The 25,362-nt window shown below is 36.0% G+C and carries 19 protein-coding genes and 1 pseudogene; 4 read left to right on the forward strand and 16 right to left on the reverse strand.

Annotated features, from left to right (window positions below):
- Positions 1-2 precede the first annotated feature (2 nt).
- The 5 genes from F5ESL0230_RS08015 to F5ESL0230_RS08035 all read right to left on the reverse strand — a co-directional run bounded on the left by F5ESL0230_RS08015 (position 3) and on the right by F5ESL0230_RS08035 (position 4,667).
- On the reverse strand, positions 3-731 hold the full coding sequence (locus tag F5ESL0230_RS08015) for a gamma-glutamyl-gamma-aminobutyrate hydrolase family protein (protein WP_090092647.1): 729 nt from the start codon (positions 729-731) through the stop codon (positions 3-5).
- Between the two features lie 107 nt (positions 732-838).
- Complete coding sequence (locus tag F5ESL0230_RS08020) at positions 839-2,389, reverse strand: ATP-binding cassette domain-containing protein (RefSeq protein ID WP_122022332.1); 1,551 nt, start codon at positions 2,387-2,389, stop codon at positions 839-841.
- Between the two features lie 280 nt (positions 2,390-2,669).
- A complete protein-coding gene (locus F5ESL0230_RS08025; protein WP_122022333.1) occupies positions 2,670-3,107 on the reverse strand; it encodes an ASCH domain-containing protein in 438 nt (145 codons plus the stop codon).
- Positions 3,107-3,499, reverse strand: coding sequence for a cytidine deaminase (locus F5ESL0230_RS08030; RefSeq protein WP_233551668.1), 393 nt, complete (start codon positions 3,497-3,499; stop codon positions 3,107-3,109). The genes F5ESL0230_RS08025 and F5ESL0230_RS08030 overlap by 1 nt, the downstream gene beginning before the upstream one ends.
- A gap of 277 nt (positions 3,500-3,776) precedes the next feature.
- Entirely contained in the window at positions 3,777-4,667 is an 891-nt protein-coding gene (locus tag F5ESL0230_RS08035; protein WP_122022334.1) for an SDR family oxidoreductase, read from the reverse strand.
- A gap of 168 nt (positions 4,668-4,835) precedes the next feature.
- Between F5ESL0230_RS08035 and F5ESL0230_RS08595 the strand changes: the two are divergent.
- A pseudogene (locus F5ESL0230_RS08595) lies at positions 4,836-5,430 on the forward strand (alcohol dehydrogenase catalytic domain-containing protein); the annotation flags it as partial.
- A 416-nt stretch (positions 5,431-5,846) separates the two neighbouring features.
- The gene (locus tag F5ESL0230_RS08040) at positions 5,847-6,374 is read left to right on the forward strand and encodes a hypothetical protein (RefSeq protein WP_122022335.1); all 528 of its coding nucleotides are present in this window, start codon (positions 5,847-5,849) and stop codon (positions 6,372-6,374) included.
- A 49-nt stretch (positions 6,375-6,423) separates the two neighbouring features.
- On the opposite strand, the gene F5ESL0230_RS08045 is transcribed toward F5ESL0230_RS08040, so the two are convergent.
- The 6 genes from F5ESL0230_RS08045 to F5ESL0230_RS08070 all read right to left on the reverse strand — a co-directional run bounded on the left by F5ESL0230_RS08045 (position 6,424) and on the right by F5ESL0230_RS08070 (position 15,037).
- The gene (locus F5ESL0230_RS08045) at positions 6,424-7,614 is read right to left on the reverse strand and encodes a MalY/PatB family protein (RefSeq protein ID WP_122022336.1); all 1,191 of its coding nucleotides are present in this window, start codon (positions 7,612-7,614) and stop codon (positions 6,424-6,426) included.
- Entirely contained in the window at positions 7,615-8,505 is an 891-nt protein-coding gene (locus F5ESL0230_RS08050) for a DUF3737 family protein (protein ID WP_122022337.1), read from the reverse strand.
- Between the two features lie 216 nt (positions 8,506-8,721).
- Positions 8,722-11,718 carry an HsdR family type I site-specific deoxyribonuclease gene (locus tag F5ESL0230_RS08055; protein ID WP_122022338.1) on the reverse strand — a complete coding sequence of 999 codons (2,997 nt, stop codon included), beginning with the start codon at positions 11,716-11,718 and terminating at the stop codon, positions 8,722-8,724.
- A gap of 17 nt (positions 11,719-11,735) precedes the next feature.
- Positions 11,736-12,893: a restriction endonuclease subunit S gene (locus F5ESL0230_RS08060; protein WP_122022339.1), complete on the reverse strand. Its 1,158-nt coding sequence runs from the start codon at positions 12,891-12,893 to the stop codon at positions 11,736-11,738.
- Between the two features lie 18 nt (positions 12,894-12,911).
- On the reverse strand, positions 12,912-14,486 hold the full coding sequence (locus F5ESL0230_RS08065) for a type I restriction-modification system subunit M (RefSeq protein WP_122022340.1): 1,575 nt from the start codon (positions 14,484-14,486) through the stop codon (positions 12,912-12,914).
- Positions 14,483-15,037 carry a restriction endonuclease subunit S gene (locus F5ESL0230_RS08070; RefSeq protein WP_122022341.1) on the reverse strand — a complete coding sequence of 185 codons (555 nt, stop codon included), beginning with the start codon at positions 15,035-15,037 and terminating at the stop codon, positions 14,483-14,485. Before F5ESL0230_RS08070 ends, F5ESL0230_RS08065 begins: the two co-directional genes overlap by 4 nt.
- Before the next feature lie 498 nt (positions 15,038-15,535).
- Here F5ESL0230_RS08070 and F5ESL0230_RS08075 point away from each other — a divergent pair, with 498 nt between their 5' ends.
- Positions 15,536-15,862 (forward strand): PadR family transcriptional regulator, encoded by a 327-nt coding sequence (locus tag F5ESL0230_RS08075; protein WP_199692505.1) that lies wholly within the window; start codon positions 15,536-15,538, stop codon positions 15,860-15,862.
- A 1-nt stretch (position 15,863) separates the two neighbouring features.
- Positions 15,864-16,385, forward strand: coding sequence for a DUF2812 domain-containing protein (locus F5ESL0230_RS08080; RefSeq protein ID WP_158593080.1), 522 nt, complete (start codon positions 15,864-15,866; stop codon positions 16,383-16,385).
- Between the two features lie 328 nt (positions 16,386-16,713).
- Here F5ESL0230_RS08080 and F5ESL0230_RS08090 read toward each other — a convergent pair whose 3' ends face one another.
- The 5 genes from F5ESL0230_RS08090 to F5ESL0230_RS08110 all read right to left on the reverse strand — a co-directional run bounded on the left by F5ESL0230_RS08090 (position 16,714) and on the right by F5ESL0230_RS08110 (position 25,360).
- Positions 16,714-17,739, reverse strand: a complete 1,026-nt coding sequence (locus F5ESL0230_RS08090) for a branched-chain amino acid aminotransferase (protein WP_122022344.1) — start codon at positions 17,737-17,739, stop codon at positions 16,714-16,716.
- A gap of 505 nt (positions 17,740-18,244) precedes the next feature.
- Complete coding sequence (locus tag F5ESL0230_RS08095; protein ID WP_122022345.1) at positions 18,245-18,886, reverse strand: SLAP domain-containing protein; 642 nt, start codon at positions 18,884-18,886, stop codon at positions 18,245-18,247.
- A 905-nt stretch (positions 18,887-19,791) separates the two neighbouring features.
- Positions 19,792-20,301 (reverse strand): hypothetical protein, encoded by a 510-nt coding sequence (locus F5ESL0230_RS08100; protein ID WP_122022346.1) that lies wholly within the window; start codon positions 20,299-20,301, stop codon positions 19,792-19,794.
- Between the two features lie 241 nt (positions 20,302-20,542).
- Entirely contained in the window at positions 20,543-22,633 is a 2,091-nt protein-coding gene (locus F5ESL0230_RS08105) for an ATP-dependent Clp protease ATP-binding subunit (RefSeq protein WP_122022347.1), read from the reverse strand.
- 198 nt (positions 22,634-22,831) lie between these two features.
- Entirely contained in the window at positions 22,832-25,360 is a 2,529-nt protein-coding gene (locus F5ESL0230_RS08110) for an ATP-binding cassette domain-containing protein (RefSeq protein WP_122022348.1), read from the reverse strand.
- Positions 25,361-25,362 lie beyond the last annotated feature (2 nt).

Consider the following 25,362-nt stretch of genomic DNA (forward strand, 5'->3'; position numbering starts at 1 on the left):
AATCACCTAGCCTTCTCAATCACAAATTTAAATAAATTATTCATAAACTTAACATGTTGATTGCGATGTAACATTTCTGGATGCCACTGCACTGCTAAAAGATTACCAGTTTGATTTTCTAATCCTTCAACTACACCATCGTCCGTTTTTGCAACTGCTTTTAAATCAGGAGCAACTGTTTTAATTAATTGATGGTGAAAAGAATTAGTTAAAAAGTCTGTCTCACCTAAAGTCTGTGCCAATAAACTAGCTGCTTCAACTTTTACCCGATGCGTTGGTAAATCTGGCGTATGCCCTTGTTCATGCTTAAAAGTTTTTTCTGACCGATATGTAATATCCTGATAAAGACTACCACCGTGGGCAACATTAATAATTTGTGCCCCACGACAAATGCCAAGAATTGGTTTACCCATTTTTTCTGCTATTTTCAATAATAACATGTCAAAATGATCACGCATTGGCCAAATTTCGCCAATTTGTGGCAATAACTCTTCACCGTATAAATGCGGATCAACATCGTGCCCACCAGACAAGATTAAACCTTGAACATGTTCCATTTGTGCTTTAATTACTTCCTCATCAGCTGAATATGGAATAATAAAAGGCACACCACCATTTTGCACTACTGAATCAATATAATCATCATTAACATAACTGCGCCGATAGCCAGGAAACATTCCACCAGAATCAATTATGATTGAACCGGAAATTCCTATAATTGGTTTTTTCATTTTTTATCTCACTTCTTTTGCTACACAATTCATTTTCTTACTAATAACATTATAATAGTAATCCGTTTATTTAGGGGGTTATTTGCCTTCTTCCTTATCTCTTTTAACTATTTTGTCCGCGTTAAGTCAGTTATTTTTTGCTTTAGTTGCTGGACTTTAGCGATTGCCACATTAGGGTCGGAAATAGCTTTAGCTAACTTAAACTTTAATAATTCTAATTCATTATTTTGTATACTTTTTTGGCTAAAATCGCTTTCTGGTAGAAGCAATTGCTGCTTTTTGATTTTCCAAGTTGGAAAATTCAAATTAGTTAAAAATTGTTGATCATGTGAAACCAAGATTACTGCAAAAGGATAGTTATTCAAAAAATTCTCTACCGCTTTAATTGCAGCAAGATCTAAGAAATTATTCGGTTCATCCAGAATTAATAAATCATGTTGCCCCAATAACACCCGTGCCAATTTATAACAAACTAATTGTCCCCCACTCAGAGAACATATTGTTGTTTTTAAAAAGGGTTGTAAATGTAAATCACCTAAAAATTGAAGCGTTGCTGTTTTATCAAATAAACTAAGTTGCATTATTTCACTTAGAACAGTCTTCTTATTTTTAGTTTCTTGCCGAAAATCTTGCCGAAAAAAGCCAATTTTAGCTTGAGGATTAAGCCATTCAACCAAAGTTTTCGCAACTAACTGACTTAAAAAAACAGACTTGCCACAACCATTAGGACCCGTTAAAGCCACTTTTTGGCCAGTTTTAAGCTTTAGTTGCGTTGCGATTGTAAATAATTCACGCTGGGCAATAGTTATTTTTTGTGGCTCAATGCGGAGTAAGTTATCTTTTATAGAAATAGCTGAAGATTGCCACTTCAAATTATTTAATGTCATTGGTTTATGAATATATGGTCTTGCTATGTTTGTAGTTTCTTCTTTAATCCGTTGCTTAATTATCTTTTGTGTATGCGCCAAATGTTTTTCTTTACCACCATAATCTCGATTTTTCCATTCTGACCAAGATAAAGGTTTTTTCTTACGATTGGCACGATTGACTTGTTGTTGCTTTCGTTGCTGCGCCTTTTTTAATTTTTGAATTTGCTTTATTTGATTATGATACTGTATTTTCTCATTTTCTCTTCTTTTTTTGAGATCTTGTTCAAAATTTAAAAATGATTCTTTGTACGCAATAACTTTTTTATCATTCAAATACCAAATTGTATTGACAGTTTGTGTTAAAAAATGGCGATCATGACTAATTACAATATATGGGGTTTCGAGGTGATTTAAAATTTCAATGAGCCATTGCTGTTGACCAATATCTAAATTCGATGTAGGTTCATCCAATAATAGTAAAGTATTCTTACTATGGCGCATTTGCGCAATTGCCGTCATAATTTCCTGTCGTTCCCTTTCACCACCACTTTGTTTACCGTAACTTATAATCTGTGCTACCGTTGCCAATTGACAATTACGTTGAATTTGGCCCGTAACGCTAAATATCACCGGCTTTTGGCTGATTACATTAAACAAAGTCGTTTTACCCGTACCGTTTTTACCAATCAGGCCAATCCTCTGCCCATCTTGTACATTTAGTTTGTCAACGTATAATAGTTTTTCTCCTTGGTATTCAAGTTGCAATTGATTAATTTTGAGATATTCCATACCTAATAACTCGCTTTCTCGGGTAAAGAAAAAGCACTGATAACAGTTGCTTCCAACCTAAATTAGCAGTGCACAAAAAAGCCAGTGTCAGATACGACTACCTAAGCTAAATTCAATACTAATTTCTGATTATCAGCAAAAAAACACACACCGAAATGTATGGGTTATCAATCTTTTTCGCATAATAATATTTCAGAAATTAATTTTTCATTTTAGTAGTAGTCTCTCTTTCTTCATCTTTTAATTATTATATCATATTTGTTAAAAGATTAAATAAAAACTAATCAATCTTTTCAAAAACCTCACAAACCATTGGTGCTTGCGGATAAAATTCCTTATTTCCTTCTTCTTGATATTCTTTAGTAAAATACTCATCATGAATTCGGCGCCAATTTTGATAACTACCATCACCTTCATGATAGGCATGCTCAGCTGAAATTTGCTCATAGGGAATTATTTCAACTACTTTATCTTGAACTACACAAACTGGCCTAGCAGCCTGATCAAGGATGATATTCCAATCCCCAACTTGTGGCAATGGCTCATCTTTTGTGTAAAGTTCATATGCAGAAGTCGTCGCCGTTTTAAGCCCTTGCTTTACTAAATTAGCTAATTTATCACTAGTAGTGCCAAACGACCAGGCCGTAACTGGCGTATTTTGAGGTAATTGATGTTTTTGACAAAAGTCTTGCCAATATTTAATTGTTTCTTCATTCATTAGAGCCACCATTGTGGTGTTAATTCACCCATTGTCATTACATTTGCTTGCTTATAATCTAGCATTACTTCAACTTTTTGATAATCTTTTTCCATTAATTGAACAATAAATTCACGGCAAGCGCCACAGGGGGCGCCATTTTGCCCATTTGACATAATCGCTAGCACTCTAGTAATTCTTGTTTCGCCTTGAGTAAGCATACTCATTAAGGCGTTTCTTTCCGCACATAAACCTAACCCACAGGCAGTATCAACACAAACGCCAGTATAAATTTTACCAGACTCCGATAAAACAGCGGCTGCTACACCGCCAACTTCCATGTGATTACCAATTAAGCGCAAGCCTTGGACTTTCTTTGCTGCCGCAAACATTTCTTGCCATTGCTGATCCATTTTTTGCTCCTTCCAGCTTCTTTGCTAAATAATAGAGTTATTTGTGGGCTTTTTCTAAGTCAATCACTCTGACCCTTTTAATATACTTGCAATGCAAGTTTGTTAAATTTGCCGCCAAAATGCTGGCAAAACAAAATGAAAGTTTTTAGTAAAATCGTCTTGTCTTATTTTTTCTATTTTATTAAATATAGTTTATCAAAAAATTAAATAAAAATAAAGCCCCAAATGTTACTTGATAGATTTCAAATAGCATTGGAGCTTCAAGATAACTTTTAAGCTAATTAATTGATTGACCACCAGTCACACCATAAACTTGTCCCGTGATATAACTAGCCATATTAGAAGCTAAGAAAATATAGACTGGGGCTAATTCATCGGGTTGACCCGCCCGATTCAATGGTTCTTCTTGACCAAATTTCTCTAAAGCGTCGGTCGGTTGTCCCCCGGCTACTTGAAGTGGTGTCCAAACGGGACCGGGCGAAACACTATTGACCCTGATCCCCTTAGGTGCCAATTCTTGCGCCAAGTTAATTGAAAAGTTAGCAATAGCTGCTTTAGTTGCAGCATAATCAAGTAAAATTGGTGTTGGACTAAATGCCTGCAGTGAGGTCGTCGTCAAAATTACACTGCCTGGTTTCATCTTAGGTACAGCCGCTTTAACCATTTCATACATTGAAATAATGTTAACTTCAAACGTATCGTGAACTTGGTCCATTGATAAATCTGCCAAGCTAGCAGAGTTTTGCTGGATTGCTGAATTCATTACCAATAATTCTATACTGCCAAACTCTTTAATTGTCTGTTCACTCACCCGAGACGCTTCACCACGCTTGCGAAAATCGGCCGGTATCAGCACTGCCTTTTGTCCTTCTTGTTCAATTAGCTTTGCAACTTCTTTGGCATCATCAGCTTCTTCTGGCAGATACTGAATAGCAACATCGGCACCTTCTTTGGCAAATCCAATCGCTACCGCTCGGCCAATACCTGAATCACCTCCAGTAATTAAGGCATGGCGCCCAGTAAGTAAATTATGCCCCTCATAGTCGCGCATATCACCATTAGGTAACGGATCCATCTTACTTTGAATTCCCGGATATTTTTGTGACTGTTTGGAAAAATCATCAGCATGATAACGAGTTAACGGATTTATTAAGTTGTTGTCCATCATTATAATCTCCTTTCACTAACCTATCTTTAATTTATAGCGCTTACAATAATAAAGCAATATATATGCCTATACCTAATTCCAACTAACAATTTATTTGCCTTGACAAATATTTGACTTAGAGTAGCTTTAGGGGAATATACTTTTAATTAAGTTATAAATTAACAGGAGATGGAAGTAGGAACATTTATTAAACCCGGACTGATAGTTGCAAAAGATTATCCGAAGCTCAAATCACCAGCTGATGCTCTTTTAAAAATAGTTCGTACCTCAGTCTGTGGATCAGATTTATGGTAGTTCAGAGGACGCGCACAGCGTGAACCTAATACCACAACTGACCATGAAGCAATTGCAGTCGTTGAACAAGTCGAAGAAACCGGCACTGAACTAAAGCCTGGAGACTTTGTAATTGCGCCATTTACTCATTGCTGCTTGTTTAGCTGGATTTGACGGCGATTGTCTTAATAAAGGAAATTAGCCAAATGGTGGTTATCAGGGGGAATAGTTAGCGTTTCATAACGCTAACTGGGTATTAGTTAAAATTCCTGGAAAACCACAAGACTATACAGATGATCAATTAAATGATTTATTAACTTTATCTGATGTTATGGTCACCGGTTACCATGCTGCCAAATTACTATGAGCTAAAAAAATTATTGCTATGCGCCGGCATGAAGAACGGCAAAGATTGGCGCTAGAATTTGGTGCAACCGATATCGTATCAGAAAGAGGAAAACAAGCAATCGAGCGCGTACTGGAATTAACCAAGCAGGAAATACTAGTCGAATGGGCGCAGCTTAGCTCCAAGGGAAAAAATTTGACCAAATCAATTTAGTTGATTATAAAATCTATCAGATTAACCTGAACTTGACAGCTTAGCAGGGAAAAAACTTTCAGTCTTCATACAAGGTAGCGACACAATTACGCCTGTAACAAAAATTGTGCAAAGATTTGCCCAAGTGGTACATATGAATTATATCGGTATTTCAAACTTTAATTAATGGCTCAAAATTAATAAAAAATGGCTTTGATCTAAAGTAATACGTGCAACTAACTTAACCATGGCCAAACTAAGTTTAATACTAACGCTATTTTACATTAACTATTATAATATATACTAAGTATATTTAATTCATTTAACTAATATCCCTGTTATAATGTGCCCATCTAGGAGGTAGAGTTATGGACATCAAAAAATATTTTGTTGATTTTCCTTTAGAACTACTTGATCAAGTAAAAAAAACATCTAACCATTTTCCTAAAATTTGGCAAAAATTACTCAATCGTAATTACGCTTGGACTCAATCAGGCTTAGAACAAGTGGAAAAATTACTACTTAATTTTGCTAAAAGCAACAAACATGTACAACAGCAATTAACTCAATTGTCACATAAAGCAAGTGCTGAATTAGTACCTATTTTTAAAAATCAAACTTTTTTAAGATTACTAGCTGACAAAATGAAACTTTCACCCAAAACAATTAACATAATTAAAAACTTATTAAATCGTTTTGATCAAAAAAGCGGTCCATTTTCGGCAACTAATTTATTAATTATTGTCCTTTTTATTGCACTTAGTACGCAAGCACCATTGATTTTCAAAGGCACTTTTAGCACTAAAAAGGCAGTTGTCTCAGTTGTTTCTGGTTTGGATTATGTATTAACCGCTATTGATTTAGCTACAAAATTTCAAAATAGCCAACACAAATAATACTTCTACTTAATAAAAAAGCCTTGTTCTTAAAAGAACAAGGCTTTTTCTATTTTTTCGTATTACATAAAGTTAGCCAAGAATTAATCCCTGTTTTTAAACGGTTCAAGCCATCTTGAAGCATGGTTAACGGACACGCCAAGTTTATGCGCAAAAACTGACTGCCATTTCCACGATAAACATTGCCTGATGCTAAAACTAGTCCTGTTTCTTGCCGTAAATAAGCCGCTAATTCTGAAGAATTGCTACTTAACTGTCCAACATTTAACCAAAGTAGGTAGGTTGCTGACCCTGAAACAACTTGTATACTAGATATTTCTCGGGCAATAAAATCTGTTGCATAAGCAAAATTAGCTCTTAATTGCGTAAGTAAAGCTTGCCGCCACTCATGCCCTTGCTCGTAAGCAGCAATTGTTCCGGGAATTGCTAATAAATTTGGTTCTGCTACTTCATCACTATTTATTCCGCGATTAACCTGTGCTCGCAAATTAGCATCAGGCACTATGATTGTAGCAGCATGGAGCGCAGCCACATTAAAAGTTTTACTTGGGGAGACTAGCGAAATAACTTGAGTTAGACTTTCGCCATTAACTGCAAAAGCCGGCGTATAATCTTCACCATTTCTGACTAAATCGCCATGAATCTCATCTGATAGTAAGATAACATGATGTTGATAGCAAAGATCTGCTAAATGTTGCACTTCCGCTTGCGTCCATACTTTGCCAATAGGATTATGCGGATTACAAAAAATCATTACACTGGTCAGCGGCTGGGCTAATTTTGCTGCTAAATCCTGCCAATCAATGTGATATTCATTATCAGCAAACTTTAAATCGCTACTCAAAACATGTCGCCCATTATTTTCAATCGAATTATAAAAAATATTGTAAACTGGCGCTTGTACTAGAACGTTGTCACCAATTTGCGATACACGACGCACAATTGCAGAAATAGCTGGCACTACTCCAGTAGTAAAAAGCATCCACTCAGTTTTAGGACGCTGATTGTGTTCTTTTTCATACCAGTCAGCAACAGCCTCAAAATAATTATCTCTTGGCCATTCATAACCAAAGCAACCTAAGGAAATTTTTTCTTTCAGTGCTGCAATAATTTCGGGAGCTGTCTTAAAGTCCATATCAGCAAGCGACATGGGTAACTCCCCAGCTTGAACAGCCCACTTTACTGAATCAGTTTGGCGCCGATCAGGGGCATTAATAAAATCATACTTATTTTCCATCATTTAATCCTCGGATTTCTGATTTAAATCTGAATGAACAGTTCTTATACCGATCTTATCACATACAACCTGAGTCTTATCTGGAGAGACTTTATTGGGATCAATAATTAATGTACCTATTTCTGGGGCAACAATTTTGCCGGAGATAGGATTTTTGACACTGTCAATCTTAGTCGTCACTTCAACATCAAGCTTTGATACATATTCAAAAGCTAAGTCTGTATGAAACAAGCTAGTATTTTTCATTTTAAGTTGATTAATGTAATTTAAGCCTTGATTGCTTTCAATTTTACAATTGATAAACTTAATATTTTTACTATTCCAAGCCAAATATTCACCAACAATTGTGGAATCATAGACAGTCACATTTTCACAATTCCAGAAGGCATCTTTTGAAATTAAGGTGGAATGATGTACCTCAACATTTTTTGCGCCATCAAAAGCATAGTTGCCAATAATACTTACCTGATCAAGATAAATATTCGCACTATCTTTACCAAAATAAGCGCCATTAACCTGACAATTGGTCATTTTGATATCTTGGCAGTTCCACATTGTTTCTTCAGCATTAGCAAAATGAACGTAATCTAACTTAATACCGGCTGACCTTCTAAACAACTTAGGAGCCTGAAGGGCTGAATTCGTCATTTTAATATTTTGGGTATACCAGATGCCGCTGCGCGCCATGGTTTCAAACGTAGTATTCTCAACTTCAATATCGGTGTCATACCACAAAGGATATTTCCATTTGAAAATTGAATTTTTAATATTCAGATTATGCGCTTCTTTGAGCGGTGACTCACCTTCTCCAAAAACAATACCTGCCAATTCGGTTTTTTTAAGTCCAAAAAGGATTCGTTCGCCTGTAAAGTAGTGGTTCTTAATACTATTCATTATCCCTCTCCCTATCATAATCTTTGCATATTTTAATTATTAAACAAAAATCATTTAATTTAAAATACCAATTACTTAATACTAAGTATTACTAAAAGTTATCGTCAGGGGGATAGTAAAATAGAAAATACTATTATTAATTATTTTAAAAAACTTGCTTAAATTAATAAAAGCGATACCTAGTTATATACTCGACATATAGGCATCGCTTATTTTTTAATTTTCTGTTTCTAATGGTTTAATCTTCGTGGTATAGACAGCTTTGACACTTTCACGGACTTCCGCCTTCCACTTCAGCCAATTAGTTAATTCACTAGCAGGATTATTTGCTCGATACTTTTCAAAATATTGTTTGCTAGTTAAATCGCTCATTCCCTTGGATGTTTTAACATCAGGGTCATAGTTCTTAATGACATATTGCAGATTACTGTAATTTAATCCAAATTGTTTTGCAAGCTGGCGTAAGGTCTGCTCGTTTTCCTTAGCAATTGACTGTTCAAGAACATCCTCAACTTGGTCAGCCGAATATTTTTGCGGTTCACGTTGAATATCGCTCCACAGTGAACGAATGTGCGCGGCTCGCGGTTTGTTCGTTTTTTCATATTGGTCAAGATAGCTATCAACTTGAATAGACTCATCGTCAGTTTGAGCAGAAGCTGACTGCTTAATACTATCAGAAAGATACCTTTTGATTAAAGCCATAATGTAGCCTTCATCGACTTCTTTAGTATGGAAGGATTCAAGCTCGTAATCTTCATCAAGGTCAAGATCAGCCGGTTCGTCAGGCCCGTTATCTGCTTTCATTTTATCAAGAAGGTTTTTATACGTTCCCTGAAGTTTAGCTAATGTATCTGCTGGGAGATCATCAACATCTATTTGTTCAGCTGGTGGTAGATTATCTTGCTGGTCCAGTTCATCATATGTTTCAACAGCTGCACGAGCTTTGTCATATTCTTGGAAGGTTTTGATAAATTCCTTTTGCTCCTTAGCAGATGCATTATCAAGGTAACTTAAAGCTGCCAAATCATCTACATATTTATCCATCTTGGCTCGCGCTTTCAAATAACGCTTGCGCGATATAGCCCAATCAGGTGCCAGAACATCATTACTGCCACCAGCGGCATAGAGTGCAAGTGCATTATCAATTGCTTCATTATACTGTTCTGGATCTTGAAAGGTTACTACTTGACCCCAAGTTTTATTATCAGTATAAATGCGATTAGTCCTTGAAAAAGCCTGAATTAAGTTTTGGGCATTCATTGGTGGTCGATCAAGATACAGCGTCGAAAGACGCGGCGCATCAAAACCGGTTAACAGTCGGTCGACTACAATGACCAGATCAAGGTATTGACCTGGTTTTTGATATTGCTTTTCTTTACCGGCTAAACGGTCGTTGACGTTGCGATTATAGCTGCCAAGTTCTGCCATTGAGAAGTTAGTTTGAAACAAGTTGTTATAATCGTTTAAGGACGACTTCATTTCTTCTTGGTTAGCCTTTGATTCAGTTTCATTCTGCGAAATAGAATAGGTAATAGCAATGCGGGGAAAATCAGGGGCAATTTTCTTAATTCGGTGTGGAACTTCACCATTGGTAATAGCTTCGCGAAATAGACAGTAGTATTTTTGCGCCTGCTTAATTGATGATGTAGAGAAAATGGCCGCGTAACGCTGACCGTTACTGAGTCCTTGTTTGCGATAAGCTAATTTTAAAACTTGTTGGACAACAGCTTGCATATGCCCGGTAGTCAAATAACGAGCGTCATTGTCACTTGAGTTATTGTCACCTTGATTATCAATGTTAAAACCCAAAACCTTATGGTCATGAATAGCATCTTCAATAGTATAAGTATGCAAGATGGGGCCATATAATTGCTCTGTCGTCCGCGCTTCTTGACCATTTTCTGCGCGAGCATTTTCTGCAAAAATTGGCGTACCGGTAAAGCCATACCATAATGGTTCACGATAGAAAAATTTATCTAATTCCCGTTTTTGCTTTGGGGTCACTGCCCGGTGGCATTCATCAACAATAAAAGCCAATTGTAAATCTTTTAATTTTGCATATTGCTTAGCTCTTTTAGAATCTCTTTCCATTTGCTTAAAAAGGGCTTGCATTTTCTGCTTCGTTGTTACAATCACGCTGCGATTGCCATCCCCTAGCTTGCGCGCTAATTCATAACTATTGGCAGTATCATTAATATCAATGGTATCGTTATTGGCGTAAGTCTTGAAGGCAGTTGTTGTCTGCATATCCAAGTCTTTCCGATCAATAAGAAAAATGGTCTTGTCAATTGCTGGAATCTGCAATAAGTTACGGGCCACTTTATAAGAAGTCAACGTCTTACCAGAACCTGTTGCGTGCCAGATAAAACCAGATTGCCGTTTTTTAGAAGCTGTAAAAATAGCCTGAATCGCTTGAATTTGATACGGCCGCAACATAATCAGTTTTTGCGCTTTATCATCTAAGACCGTATAATCAGCAATCATGTGATGCGCCATAGGGATTGATAAAACTGCATGAGCAAAATCCAAGTAGTCATCGACTGGCTTTTTAGTTTCATCCAGCCAAGTAGTTAAAAAGTTCTTATTCAGCTGTGGTCCAGCGGAAATATAGCGCGTGCTCGTCCCGTTAGTGACGACAAACATTTCCACAAAGTTAAAAATGTCACCAAACTTACCTTCATCAATGTATTTTTGAATTTGTCTAACGGCATCCATATAAGGGTATTTAGGAGTCTTTAACTCAATCTGAATCAGTGGCAAACCATTAATGAGCAAAGTAACGTCAAAGCGGCGATCTTGGTCCAAAGGAGAAATATTTGTGGCATTAACTTCAACTTGATGAACCACCTCATAGACAGTTGAGCCCCCAGCAATATTAGTATTGTCTAGAATTAACAAATCGGCATCTGGTAAAGCAGAATTATCACGCTTTAAGTGGTGGCGTACTTGCCGATTAGCACCTGACAAAAATTTAGCGGCCTGGTAAAAATTAGGTTGAGTAATCTGCGTGCGAATGGTTGCTTTTTCATTAGGAGTCAAAGGGACATCATGCAGTTGATTATGATTATTCGCTTCTAGAATTTTAAAGAAATTAGCCCACAATTGGGGAATTGTTTTTAAATCATCCCGCAAATGCCATTGATTAACACCTCGAGTGAGATGTTCAATCAAGGCGTCTTCCATTTGTGCTTCATTACTTAATGTTACTGCCATGTTAACCTTCTTTCTCGTTATTCAACAAACATATTTTGTAAAAGCGCCTTTTTGACTTGTTTCATCTTAGCCAATTTCTGTTGTTCAAGTTCAATTAAGTGATCGAAGTGGGTAAGAAAGGCTCCAATTTTTTGCTGTTCTAGTTTTATTGGTACTTCAATCTTTTTATTTTGAACAATGGATATATAATGACGTGCATGTCCTTCCTTAATAAAAGTAGTAACTTTTATAAGATTATAATCAAAATAGATATCAGAAAATCCATTCGGAGTTAATATTTTTATAGCTGAAGACTTAATCATAAATGGAAAATTAACAAGTTTATTATCAAGAGTAAAATCGTCAAAAATTATAACAGGTAAAGTCTTTTTATAAATATTAGTTTCATTTGTGTAACCTAAAACAAAAGTTTTATTTGCAGTTAATACTGGTGTGCCTTTATTCAAATATTTATCTGAATCTACAATATATTTATCAGGTCTTTCATAATTAAGGATATCTTTTATTTGCTTTTCTTCCCACTCATCCTCGAAGCCTTGGAACCGCAGTGCTGGTATCTTAGCGCCCCGCGCCGGGAACAAATCTTGGAGTAAGGCCTTTTTCAGCAAGCCCAGCTGGTCGAGTTTTTGCTGTTCAAGTTCAAGTAACTGATCCAGTTTGGCAAACAAGTTGCCAATTTTTTGTTGCTCTGTAAATGAAGGAAATTTTACTTTCATTTTAGAAAAATCTTTCTTATTAACTATTTGCATTATTCCTGAAGCAGCTATTGTTTTCATTTTTTTAGATAATCCAATACTTAAAGTGTAGATAAAATATGAATCAAAATCATCAATAGGTGTTACAGCATTTATTTGTTGATTAAATGCTGTGTTTTCTTTAACCAAGGCATTCTTTCCAATGCTAGCTATGGATGTAATCAAAATAGAACCTCTAGGGACTATTCTAGCTATTTTAGCACCCTCTTTAGACAAATGCCTTTCATCAATAATTCTTCCATCATTACTAATATTACTTGGTGTCACCCACGAAATTCCTTTTTCAGAATAATATTCTTTTTTATTTGTAGGCGGTGTATTCCCTATACTTACTAAAGAAATATTGGAAATTTTATCTTCTTCCCACTCTTCCTCAAAGCCCCAAAACCTAATATGCGGCACTAATTGATGTTCATTCATTTTATTTCACCATATATTCTATAAAATATCTTTTAATTGCTCAAGCAACTGTTGCGCTGCCGGATCAGTACCAACTAATTCAGCCATTGCCTGCTTAAGTTCGGTTGTGACCTTGGTTTCCTCTTCTTTAATAGTCTGCATCTCGGCGGCTAACTGCTTAACATCAACCGGTGGCTCTTCTTCAAAAGTATCGACATAACGGGGAATATTCAAGTTAAAGTCGTTCTCTTTAATTTCGTCAAAACTAGCCAGATGAGCATACTTATCAACATCTGCGCGTTTAGCATAAGTTGCTAAGATACGTTCGATATCTGCTTCACGCAATTTGTTCTGCGTTTTGACTTTTTCAAAATCCTTAGAGGCATCAATAAACATTACATCCCGGTCTGGTTTATCTTTCTTCAACACTACAATGACGGTCGGAATACCGGTACTATAAAACAAGTTTGCTGGTAAGCCAATGACAGCATCAATGGCGCCACTTTCCAAAAGTTTTTGCCTAATTTTACCTTCAGCAGCGCCTCGGAATAATACTCCGTGCGGTAAAACAATCGACATTACGCCGCCATGCTTTAAGTGATAATAGCCATGGAGCAAAAAGGCATAATCAGCTTTAGATTTAGGTGGTAATACTCCAAAAGAAGAAAAGCGCGGATCATCTAAAAAGCCCTTTGTCGCAGCCCATTTTTGTGAATATGGGGGGTTCATGACTACGGCGTCAAAGTTATTAACTTCTTCAGCTGGCCAATCTTCATCTAACGTATCACCATTACGAAGACGGCGGTTAGCTTGATCAATATTGTGTAAAATCATATTCATCTTAGCTAAGTTGTAAGTCGAAGTGTTGATTTCTTGGCCATAGTAGGTAATGCGCTCAGGGTTGGACACATACTTTTTAAAGTTCAAAAGTAACGAACCTGAACCCATTGCCGGATCGTAAACCGCCATGCCATTACGATAATCCTTCCCTACTAAAGTTAAGCGCGTCAGTAATTCCGAAACCTGTTGCGGAGTATAAAATTCACCGGCCTTTTTACCAGATTCAGAAGCAAATTGACTGATTAAGTATTCATAGGCGTCGCCTAAACTATCACCTGGTGTCTTAACCAACTCGATTTTGCCAATTGCTTGGAGCACATTAGCAATCGTATCGGTTCTCTTCTGCGCAGTACTACCTAAACTATTGGAGTACAAATCATAATCATTAAACAACCCGTCAAAATCTGGCGCGATACTTTCTAATTTATTAAAGGCATCGCCTAATTGATTAACTTGAAAAGAATGATTATTAACAGCCTGCAAAATACTGTTATAGGTATACTTAGGCTCAATAACATATCCCAATGATAGCCGCAATTCATCGATTAACTCTTGGTCTCCAGCATTTTCTTCATAAATTTGTTGTGCTTGTTCTAATGTTCCATCTGGCTGATCAGATAGTAATTCCAACACATAATAAAGCATGCGATCAGATAAGTACTTATAGAAAACTGTTCCTAATAAGTAATTTTTATATTGGCTTGCATCCATTTTTGAACGTAATGCATCAGCTGCACTAAACAATCCTTGTTCTAGACTAGTTGTAGTTGTCATTTTTGTCCTCCATTAATATCGTTTTTATTAAGTAAACTAATAATTGCTTGCTTTTCTTTCTCTTGCCGCTCTTTTTGCAAGCCCTCCTTAATTATCAACAGGCGATATAGTTCCCCTATTTTTTGTTGCTTGCTTAATGCTGGCAAATTGAGTTCAAGTTGCTTAAAACTGGTTAGCGTTACGCGGCGTAAGACTGTACCTTCCATTGTACTATATAATTGTCGTTTAATTGCTTGCGCTTCATTTAATAAGTAACACAAATACCAATTATCACCACGATTCGTAAAAGTTAATTTAATAATATGCTGGGGAATCACTTTGCCTGCGGAATGAGGCGAAACTATGGCCGTTTGATTAGTCATCATGTTGATTACTAGGTCCCCAGTATTTAAGATTGGTGACTTTTGTGTTTTTACATTATTTGTACGATAACCTTGATAAAGATCAAACTCTAAATCTTCATTGGTATAAGTTTCGTAACTAGCATATTTCTTCTTAAGCTCAATACTATTGGGACCAGAAAAGAAATTAACTGCTTTTTCTAATTTCAATTTAAAACTCTCCCTTCTCTTGGTTAAATTTTAATTTGTTGTTTTAATATACAAGGCTTCTAAGTTACCATGCTATAAAAAAGATCCTAAATGATATTCTTCTCTAAAAATTATATTTCAGCTGAAATATATTACGAATAAATTATACATATTTCAGCTGAAATATGTATAATTTTTTTGAAATTAATTTTCTCAATACCATAAAAAGCCACCAAAACATTGGTAGCTAAGCTTTTGTATTGATCTTTTAAACGATTACAAATAAATAGGGTAATGGTTAAAGTTCCCTCACTTATTCCCTAATTTCTTGTACCCAACCTTCTGAGCCTTCTTCATTACCATATTGAATGTCAACCAATTCTTGATATAGCTTGGTCATAATTAGGTAATGCTAGTTTTCTGTATGTTAACCAACCTCTACTAGTGAGTACTTACTAAAATTTATTTTATACTTTACTTATATATCGGATGCCGATATACTAATAATAAAAAAGAATCGTGTCAATTTTGCATCCTGAACATATCATCTTAACAGAAGCCTATTACTACATCCTATTATCATTATTTAAACCATTACATGGCTATGGCATTATGAAGAAAATTGCTGAGCTATCTGACGGCAGAGTCATGCTAGCTGCAGGTACATTGTATGGGGCACTAAATAAATTAGAGCAAAATCAATGGATTAAAGCCTTGCCCGTAAACAACTTTGATCACAAAAAACAATACGTTATTACTTCCCAAGGAAAAGAAATTGTAATCAATGAACTTAAGCGATTAGAAGAATTGGTAAATAATGGGCACAAAATTATGGAGGATAACTAAATTGGAAAAGAAGAAGTTCCGGCTATTTTTTAGTGACAAACAAGAAGAAACTTGGCTTAATCAAATGGCAGCTGCTGGCTGGCAGTTAACCAAAATTAAGGGGTTACTCTATTATTTTACTAATCAAAAGCCCAAGTATATTTATCGCATTGATTTTCTTGATCCTCAAGCTTCTAAAACGAAACAACAAGATTATATTAATTTTATTGAAGAGACCGGTGCAGAAAAAATTGCTCAAAGTGGCCAATGGATCTATTTCCGGCGTCCCGCAGTTCAAGGAGACTTTCAACTTTATTCAGATAACGACTCCAAGTTAAGCTATTTAAAACGCATTCGCAGACAAATATTACTCACAACGCTATGGCCATTACCACTAATTCAAGTGCTCATAAGTGATATTAGTAATGACAATAGTGGCTGGGCAAGATACTTTAGTTTAGGTTTCCTTACCCTATTTGAATTATTTTTACTCGTCAAACTAAGTACTTTATCAATCCGTATTAAAAAATTAATTGCTAGTTAATTTTTTCAATTTATGACAGTAAATAAAAGCGGCAACTATCATAATCGTTGCCGCTTGTTTTTTATTAAGATACCTAATTTTTTCGAATACGTTTAAAAAGTACCAACCATTCATAAATAAAGGCAATGCTTGCTATTACATAGTCGTACCAATGGAAAGCATTCGCAAAACCAAATACGGAAAGTAGTAAAATCAAAATCAGCAATAAACTATAGCAAATAGGGGTAACATAGATTAGATTATGCTTATTAAGCCAAGAGTCTATTGGTAAAAGTTCAAAAGCTAAAATGAGAAAAATAATCAATAGCGTATCCATTTTTTTATTCCCTTATTCACTAATTTCTTGTACCCAACCTTCCGGTCCTTCTTCGTTACCATATTGGATGTCAACCAATTCTTGATACAGCTTGGTTGTAATCGGACCGGTTTCTTTTTCACTATAAATCACATGCTTTTTCCCCTGGTAAGTGATTGACCCAACTGGCGAAATAACAGCTGCTGTACCCATGGCGCCTGCTTCTTTCAATTCAAAAGCCTCTGCTAAAGTAATCTGACGTTCAACTGGATTTAAGCCTTGCTTTTTAGCCAATTCCAGCAATGATTTTTTAGTAATGGAAATCAAAATCGACGGGGATTTAGGTGTCACAAATTGTCCTTCTGACGTAATGCCAAAGAAATTGGCCCCACCAAATTCATCAATATATTTATGTTCGCGGGGATCAAGATAAAGACAATCAGCATAACCCTTTTGATGCGCCTCAACTGACGGCAATAAACTACTGGCATAATTGCCAGCAGTCTTAGCTTGACCTGTCCCAGCATAAGCAGCCCGATCATAGTCACTGACAATATAAGCCGCCGGATTTAACCCCTTAATGTATGCGCCAACGGGTACGGCAAAAATACGAAAAGTATATTCATTGGCGGCTTGAACGCCCAAAACATTGGAAGTTCCTACCATGAATGGCCGTAAATATAAGGTGGCGCCACTATCATACGGTGGTACAAATTCTTGGTTAGCCAAAACAACTTGCTTAACTGCAGCCACAAAACGATCTTCTGGAAATGGTGGCATCGCCAAGCGCTCCGCCGACAAAGTAAAACGATAGGCATTTTGCTCCGGACGAAATAAATTGATCTTACCATCTTTTCTACGATAAGCCTTTAGGCCTTCAAAGATTTCCTGGCCGTAATGTAAAATTTCAGCTCCTTCAGACAGCGTCAAAGTTGAAGCTTCGACTAATTTACCTTCCTGCCATTGACCATCTTTGTACTTTGCTTCATAGCGATATGGCAAATCGCGATACACAAAACCTAAGTTTTTCCAATCAAGATCTTCTACTCGTTGTTTCATAAAAAGTTCTCCTACTTGTTTTATTTAATCATAATTTAATTATTGATTAATTTATGCTATAAAACTCCTAATGTCAATAGTCAGGAAAGATTATTCTTAAAACAATTTGACTATTTGCTTAGTTAAGCCTCATACTTTATCCACCTATTATTAATTATTTGTATAAGTTCAAGACTTATTGATACAAAAATAGCAAAAAAGAAGCAATCAGTAAACATCAGTATCGTAAGCCTCCTATGTAAAAATTTAGAAAAGCTAAAAGGTCAAAGCCTGCTGAAACTAGCTTAAATAACCGCTCTTGGTTACTCCAATCACTATTTAAGTAACTAAACCTCAACATAAACTGTCAACTCTATATTGTTATGCGCAGTTTAATTAAATACAATTGTATAAAAAATACCTTAAGTTCAAACGAACTTAGGGTATTTTTCTATTTTTACAATACCGCTCTACGTTGGGCAATTAGTTGTATATTTGCTAATTCAATTATTAATCTTCCTAATCATTAATAAGGGGTAACAACGTTAGCGACTTTGATATATCTATTATGACCAATACGATAATATTTTTTGCCTTTAATAGTGTAAACTTCACGATTACTCATAACTGTATTTTTCTTGGAAAGCAGACTTTTTAGTACACGTTTACCTGTCTTAGTATACTGATATGACGCTCTATTTAAATATAACTTAAGTAGTTCATCATGCTTTTTACTATATGGGAGCACGTTAACTGCTTTAATATATCTATTATGACCAATACAATAATACTTTTTGCCTTTAATAGTGTAAACTTTACCATTACTCATAACTGTCTTTTTCTTGGAAAGTTTGCTTTTTGGTACACGTTTACCTGCTTTAGTATATTGATATGAGGCTCTATTTAAGTATAACTTAAGTCCAATTTTTGGTGTTGGTAGTTCACCTGGTGTAGAAGTATCATTACCTGCATCGGGTGTAGAAGTATCATTACCTGCACCTGGTGTAGAGGTACCATTACTTACACCTGGTGTAGAAGTATCATTACCTGCACTTGGTGTAGAAGATACGGCAGCATGAACCGGTGTTACTTGGTTGTTAGCTGATATACCAAAGCAAGTTAGTGCAATTCCACAAACCATAGTTGCTAATTTTTTTCTTGAGTTCATTTTATCTCCTTTAATATTTATATAGTAAAATATTACATAAGTTGTTTTATTATAGCATATTATCTTTTTTTGGTTTACATATATGTTAAATTAATTTCTAATATCTATATTTTGATGTCCTATAGCTTTTATTTATATTTTGTATAAATCATATCAAATACAAGTACACATGTAATCATATTTATAATTGTACTAAAAAACATGATTATGCGTATTAATTATTATAAATACAAATATACTTATATTGTATCAACTATATTTTTTGCTTTTTAAAAATTTATTTTAAAATCAAAATAATGTTTTCCCCTTAATAAACGTAATTTTTACGTTTTTCAATTACTGAATATGGTTTGCCACTTTTACTAGTAGCTTGGCCGATAATTCCCTCGCCTGCTAGCAACCGTTTAATTTCTGGTGGAGAAAAAACATGAGTACTAAATTACTTTTTAAAGCTTAATGCTTGAATTATTCCTAAATCAGTTAGACTGTATTTCTTTTTTTATTTTCAATTAATTATAGTTCAAAGTGATATTCTACATGGCCTTTATCTTGCCACTCTATTTACCTCGCTAACAAAATAAAAACATCGCTTGGTTTCCCTAGCGGTGTGAAATTAGTATTCTGATAGTTAATTAAACGACCTATAACAAAAGGTGAATTAATTTAATTTTCCTTCAGCGATAAGTTTATCGTCACGCTCAGCAAGTTTTTGTTATGTGCTTTGTAACCCTGATTTCCATTAAATTTGCAGCCACGCTTCTTAAAAGTTTTAAATTTCTCGTCCAATTAAAATTTTATTACCATAAATTGGCTACTTTTTATATTGTGGATAGTCATTCAAATAATTACTATCACCGTAACTATACAGATGGCTTCCATCTCCATCATTAAAAGTATCTTTTGCCTTAAATGACTTCTTTTGATGTTTTTGCTGATTTAGGTTTTTCAGGCTTATTTGTATTATTTACTGCTTGATAAGGCAGGAATTCATCATGATCATTTGCTAGTAAAATCTGGGTCTTTAACCATTTAATTTCTGCCTTTAACTGCTTAGTAAACCTCTTAGTATATTTAGTATTAATCAACTCAAAGTGTTTTAAACATTTTTGGTAAAGTACAACTTGTTTCTGTGGTGATAGCTTTTGCCCTTGCTTAACTAGCTGGTTAAATGCGCGATTGGCACGTTTATGTTGCTTTGACCAGTTTGCTTTCTCTCTAATGCTATGCAGCTTTGGTTCTGGTTCAGCTTTCTTGGGATTAGCTGAAGTGACAGCTGCCTTGTTAGTATTTTGCTTATTAGTGTCTGTTTGCGTATTAGCCGTATCTGCTGAAACTACAGCAATTTGGCTAGTTATAGGTGCAAGCATTGCAACACCAGCAATGGCTAACGAAATAATTTTCTTATTTATTTTCATCTCATTACCTCTTGGATATCAAACATTTTAAATACTATACAATTATAGCATATGTGCTAATAATAACAGATTTAATTTATTAAATTTTGCTACTTTAGTAAGCAGTATAGTCATTTTCTTTTACTTTCACCCATTAAGCCGCGCATAAAAAAAGAAGGCTGTTGTTACCAGCCTTCTTTTTTGTTATCCACAGTAATTACCAAGGCGCTATTTAGTTTCTTAGCGCTTTGTACTTACAGCATTATTTTGTCTTACTTTCTGCCTGGTCATCCTTATCTACAGATTGTACATCAATATCAATAATGGCATCCCCGTTTAAGTAGACATGTGCCCCATCAGCCGTGAAGTTAACTTCCTTAGTGTCTGGCGCCTTCATTAATAGTTTAGCAATTGGTGTTTCCATTTCCTGTTCCACCACGCGCCGTAATGGTCTTGCACCAAATTTCTTGTCATAACCTTTTTGTGCAAAGTAAGCTTTAGCCTCAGGTGAAACCACCAATTTGACGTCTTTTTTAGCCAAGACATGCGTCATTTTCTTCAAGTAAATATCGATAATCTTTGTCATATCGGTTGGCGTAAGTGCATTGAACGGAACAATTGCGTCTAAGCGATTCAAAAATTCTGGTCTGAAGTAAGCCTCTAGTGCCTTGATCAACTGCTCATGGTCAACTTGACCATCCTTAAGTAAGTTATCTGAGTAACCTGCATTTGACGTCATGATTAAAATCGTATCCTTAAAGGAAACAGTTCGCCCTTGCGCATCGGTTAAGCGACCATCATCCATAATTTGTAATAAAGCATTAAAAATCTGGGGATTAGCTTTTTCAATTTCATCAAATAAAATCAAGCTATATGGTTGGTGGCGTACTTTTTCGGTCAATTGACCACCTTCACCATAGCCAACATATCCTGGAGCTGAGCCAATGAGCTTATTCACAGCCATCTGGTCTTGATACTCCGACATATCTAAGCGAATTAAATGATTTTCACCCCCAAACAATTGAATTGCTAATTGCTTAGCAAGTTCTGTCTTACCAACACCAGTTGGACCTGTAAGTAAAAATGAACCAGTTGGACGATTATTATCTTTGAAAATTTGCTTACGAGCAATCGCATCAGTAATAACTTCAATTGCCTTGTCTTGATCAATCACTGTTGCCTTTAATTTTGCCGCTAAATTTAAGTTTTTCTGTCCTTCACTGGCATGTAATTCACTCATTGGAATCTTAGTTTTAGCCTCAATTAGAGCATAGATATCTTGATCTGTAACCCTAGGCGTATCTGCATCATCAAGATGGTCTAATTGGTCACGTAATTTTTCAAGCTGCTGTTTTAAGTCACTGGCCTTAGCATAGTCTTCATTTTGAGCAGCAACTTTTTTGTCATTTTCTAAAGTTTTAATACGCTGTTTCAGTCCTGCTTCATCGCTAGGGGTTGCATCAAGTCCTTTCTTTGCTCCAGCTTCGTCAAGTAAATCAATGGCCTTATCTGGTAAGTAACGACCTTGAATATAACGTTGTGATAATTCTACGGCAAGCCGCAGAGCGCTAGCACTATATTTTACATGGTGATACTCTTCATACTTTTTCTTTAAACCTTCCAGAATCTTCACGGTCACATCAGTTGAAGGCTCTGGCACATCAACTGGTTGGAAACGCCGTGCTAAAGCCGCATCGTTTTCAATTTGGCGATACTCACTAGTAGTTGTCGCCCCAATCAAATTTAAATCTCCACTAGCTAAAGCCGGTTTTAAAATATTAGCTGCATCGCCACTATTATTTTCCGAATCAGTCGAACCAGCGCCAACAATATTATGTAATTCATCTATAAATAAGATAATATTAGGATTTTTCTTTGCTTCATCAATAATTTTCTTTAAGCGTTCTTCAAAGCTACCCCGTAAACTTGAGCCAGCAACCATATCATTAATATTAATGGCAATGATATGCTTATCTTTCATTTTTTCAGGAACGTCCCCTTGGGCAATTTTTTGGGCTAAACCTTCAACAATTGCGGTCTTACCGACACCTGCTGGTCCAACTAGAACCGGATTATTCTTCTTACGTCGACTTAAAATCTCAATTACTGCTTGAATTTGCTCATCGCGCCCAATTACAGGGTCGAATTTATTATTTTTAGCTTGTTCAACTAAGTCAATCCCAATTGGTTGCTCTTTTTGAGTTGGAACGTTTTGCTTAAGGTTTTGTGGTGCCATATTCATACTGCTTGAATAGTGAATAGGAATCGAACCGTTATTATCACTCGAACTATTAAAGAAAGAATTGTTTAATTCGTTAAATAGGTTATCAAATTCGTTGTCAAAATATGTCATATCTAAACACCCCTTGTATTCGTTATAATTTTTTAATTAGCACTCAAAAGCATTGAGTGCTAATTTCTTATACTTGTAATTATAGCAGGTTATCCACAGATAGCAAGAAAAGTAACTTACTTTTCCACAATTATTTTTCAAAAGCAAAAAAGCCTTATCTATTAGGATTTAAGGTCCTAAATAAGGCTTACTATTTAGTTATTTTTGGTATAACTGAAACTGGGCACGTAAATATTTTGCTGTCAAACTCTGCCTATTTTGCGAAATATCCACAGGTGTACCACAAGCAACTATTTGCCCCCCATTCGCTCCTCCGCGCGGGCCTAAGTCAATCATATAATCACTGTTAGCCATAATATCTAAATCGTGGGTAATCGTAATGATTGTCGCCTGCTTATTTAAAAGTTGTTGAAAAACTTGCAATAGCGTTCTAACATCTTGCGGGTGTAGTCCTACTGTCGGTTCATCAAAGATAAACAAGCTGTCTTTTTGTTGCCGGTGCAAATGACTAGTCAACTTTAGCCGCTGAGCTTCACCTCCTGATAAAGCGGGTGTTGCTTCACCAAGATGCAAGTAGCCTAAACCCATTTGACTTAAAGTTGTTAATGTTTTTTGAATTTTAGGCTCTGTTTGAAACAAATTGTGCTGAAGTAGCTCAGCTACTGAGTAGTCGAGTATCTCGGCAATACTTAATCCTTGCCATTTTACCCTTAACACATCTTGATTATAGCGGTGTCCTTCACAAAGTGAGCAAGTTTCAACCATATCGGGCAAATATTGAATATCAAGCGATATTACACCACTACCCCCACAAGCTGGGCAAGCTCCCTCTTTATTATTATAGGAAAAATGACTGGCACGATACTTATAACTCTTAGCTTGCGGTTGTTGGGCAAACAATTTACGCAAATTATCCATAATATCCGTATAAGTAGCTACTGTAGAACGTTGATTTTTACCTACTGGTGAAGAATCAACACTAATTACATTTTTAATTGTCTTACCCTTAAACTGCTTAATCCATTTAGGCATTGGTTGATGTGCTTTTTGCGCCTGCAAAGCCGATAACAAGGCATCAAGAATTAACGTGGTTTTCCCTGCTCCAGAAAAACCAGTAACTGCCGTCATAAAGCCACACGGAATTTTAACTTGTACGTCTTTTAAATTAAAACGCTGGGTGATTGCTAGGTCAATTTGTCCTAATGAAAAAAGTTCTCTACTAGCCGCTGGACGAACAAGCAGCGGTGCATTACCAGTTGAATATGGGCCAATTAACGAATTAGAATTTTGCTTTATTTGTAACGGGGTACCCTGAGCAATAATTTGTCCTCCCTGACTACCAGAACCAGGGCCAATTTCAATAATCCAATCAGCTGCATTGATAATTGCAGTTTCATGATCAACTACTACTAAAGAATTTCCTTGATTAACTAATTGGTGAAAAATATCAATTAAGCCAGCTACATTATCAGGATGCAATCCTACTGAAGGTTCATCTAACACATATAACACCCCAGTAGTTTCCGTCCTTAAAGTTCGGCCTAATTGTATGCGCTGTAATTCGCCAGTCGACAAACTATTAGCTGACCGAGCTAAACTTAGATAATCTAAACCTAACTTCAATAAAGGCTTAACCTGATGTAGTAATTCATCGCTTAAATTTGTAGCTAAGTCTTGCATTGACTCCGGCAACCAGTCCTTTATTGCTTGCATATACTGGGGCAACTCACCTAAAGTTAATTGCTCAGCTGTCACAATATTTTTCCCAGCAACTAATTGTTGCCAACGGGTCGGATCAATACGATAGCCCTGGCAATGCGGACACGTATTGAAATGATAAAAGGAATTTATTCGTTCAAGCCCGCGTTCAGACTTAGTAGTCTTACGCGAATTAATCACTGCATTATAGGCATTTTCATATAAGGCATCAAGATGATAAATACGTCCAGTCGAAGTTGGAACATCTACTGGTACTTTTCTCTCTTCACCATGAAGTACGATTGCTTTTTCTTTCTTAGTTAAGTCGCGGTAAGGAATATCTGTACGAACCCCTAATTCACGGGCAATACGCCACATCCAATTGCGTCCAGGAATTTGCCAAGTAGCAATGGCTCCATCAGCAATCGTTTTATTTTCATCAGCAATAATTTTACTATCATCAAGTTGTTCAACCTTCCCTAAACCCTGACATACTTGACAAGCACCATCTGAATTAAATGCAAAATCTTCCGCGCTAAAGGCATAAAATTCCACTCCGCATTCTGTACAATGAATCTTACCCATTTGCTCGCCGGTTAAATCCATGGCCTGCGCTATTTCAATAGTGGGGGCATTTCGATGTCCCTTAGGACAAACAGGTGACCCGAGCCGGGAAAAAATAAGGCGTAAAATATTAAAAATTTCAGTCACTGTTCCTACTGTTGATCTTATTCCAGGTATATCAGGACGCTGGCGCAAGGCAAGAGCCGATGGAATATGGCGCACTTCATCAACAGCTGCGCGTCCTACTTGATTAATTCGTCTTTTCGTATAAGTAGCCAAGGAGTCAAGATAGCGGCGCGCGCCTTCTGCATATAATATTCCCATTGCCAAACTAGATTTACCAGAGCCACTAAGACCCGTTACTGCTACAAATTGATGCAAGGGAATCTCAACATTAATATTCTTCAAATTATTAACCCGGCCACCAATTACTTCAATCTTTGTTGGTTGTTCTTTATATTTCATGA

The sequence above is a fragment of the Lactobacillus sp. ESL0230 genome, assembly GCF_003692805.1.
GTDB lineage: Bacteria > Bacillota > Bacilli > Lactobacillales > Lactobacillaceae > Lactobacillus > Lactobacillus bombicola.

Bases quoted from the DNA above. Each gene is read 5' to 3' on its own strand.
- F5ESL0230_RS08015 (WP_090092647.1), bottom strand. From the start codon at position 731: ATGAAAAAACCAATTATAGGAATTTCCGGTTCAATCATAATTGATTCT.
- F5ESL0230_RS08020 (WP_122022332.1), bottom strand. From the start codon at position 2,389: ATGGAATATCTCAAAATTAATCAATTGCAACTTGAATACCAAGGAGAA.
- F5ESL0230_RS08025 (WP_122022333.1), bottom strand. From the start codon at position 3,107: ATGAATGAAGAAACAATTAAATATTGGCAAGACTTTTGTCAAAAACAT.
- F5ESL0230_RS08030 (WP_233551668.1), bottom strand. From the start codon at position 3,499: ATGGATCAGCAATGGCAAGAAATGTTTGCGGCAGCAAAGAAAGTCCAA.
- F5ESL0230_RS08035 (WP_122022334.1), bottom strand. From the start codon at position 4,667: ATGATGGACAACAACTTAATAAATCCGTTAACTCGTTATCATGCTGAT.
- F5ESL0230_RS08040 (WP_122022335.1), top strand. From the start codon at position 5,847: ATGGACATCAAAAAATATTTTGTTGATTTTCCTTTAGAACTACTTGAT.
- F5ESL0230_RS08045 (WP_122022336.1), bottom strand. From the start codon at position 7,614: ATGATGGAAAATAAGTATGATTTTATTAATGCCCCTGATCGGCGCCAA.
- F5ESL0230_RS08050 (WP_122022337.1), bottom strand. From the start codon at position 8,505: ATGAATAGTATTAAGAACCACTACTTTACAGGCGAACGAATCCTTTTT.
- F5ESL0230_RS08055 (WP_122022338.1), bottom strand. From the start codon at position 11,718: ATGGCAGTAACATTAAGTAATGAAGCACAAATGGAAGACGCCTTGATT.
- F5ESL0230_RS08060 (WP_122022339.1), bottom strand. From the start codon at position 12,893: ATGAATGAACATCAATTAGTGCCGCATATTAGGTTTTGGGGCTTTGAG.
- F5ESL0230_RS08065 (WP_122022340.1), bottom strand. From the start codon at position 14,486: ATGACAACTACAACTAGTCTAGAACAAGGATTGTTTAGTGCAGCTGAT.
- F5ESL0230_RS08090 (WP_122022344.1), bottom strand. From the start codon at position 17,739: ATGAAACAACGAGTAGAAGATCTTGATTGGAAAAACTTAGGTTTTGTG.
- F5ESL0230_RS08095 (WP_122022345.1), bottom strand. From the start codon at position 18,886: ATGAACTCAAGAAAAAAATTAGCAACTATGGTTTGTGGAATTGCACTA.
- F5ESL0230_RS08100 (WP_122022346.1), bottom strand. From the start codon at position 20,301: ATGAAAATAAATAAGAAAATTATTTCGTTAGCCATTGCTGGTGTTGCA.
- F5ESL0230_RS08105 (WP_122022347.1), bottom strand. From the start codon at position 22,633: ATGACATATTTTGACAACGAATTTGATAACCTATTTAACGAATTAAAC.
- F5ESL0230_RS08110 (WP_122022348.1), bottom strand. From the start codon at position 25,360: ATGAAATATAAAGAACAACCAACAAAGATTGAAGTAATTGGTGGCCGG.